1 protein-coding gene is annotated in these 390 nt (G+C 61.5%); it reads left to right on the top strand.

Annotation, left to right across the window (positions count from 1 at the left end; all coding sequences use genetic code 11):
- Positions 1-390: DUF4246 family protein (locus TN53_RS42790; RefSeq protein WP_046264324.1), on the top strand; the 390-nt coding region annotated here is incomplete at both ends.

The raw sequence follows: 390 nt of genomic DNA, 5'->3' as shown, positions 1-390 counted from the left end.
ATTACGCGGCGCTGCGAGACGCACGAACCGGCATCGAGGTATCCGCCGTCGATGGAGTGTGGCAGGCGGACACTCTTGTTGACGACAAACTCAGATTGCGGCTGCGTGAAGCGGTGCGAACTCTGGAACAGGTCCCCGAAGCAGAACAGGACTGGCATCCCGGATCCGACGGCCTCGTACTGGACCTTGTCCACCCCTCGCTGTTTTGTCTGGTGAGAGAGGTGAGCGGTGCACCCGAGGGGGCTTGGCGTAATCCGACGGACCGGTACTCGAAGTACGAGTTCTCGGAGAAGTTCCAGTGGCTGCCGACGGACGTGGACGTCAGTGCCGACGGCGCGGTCGCTTTCCGTTCGTACGTCAACAACGTGCATCCCGAGACGCATCGAGAAC

The organism is Streptomyces sp. WM6386, from assembly GCF_000972385.1.
Classification (GTDB): domain Bacteria; phylum Actinomycetota; class Actinomycetes; order Streptomycetales; family Streptomycetaceae; genus Streptomyces.
The sequence above is the reverse complement of the archived record's forward strand: the minus strand, read 5'-3'. Positions and strand labels throughout refer to the sequence as shown.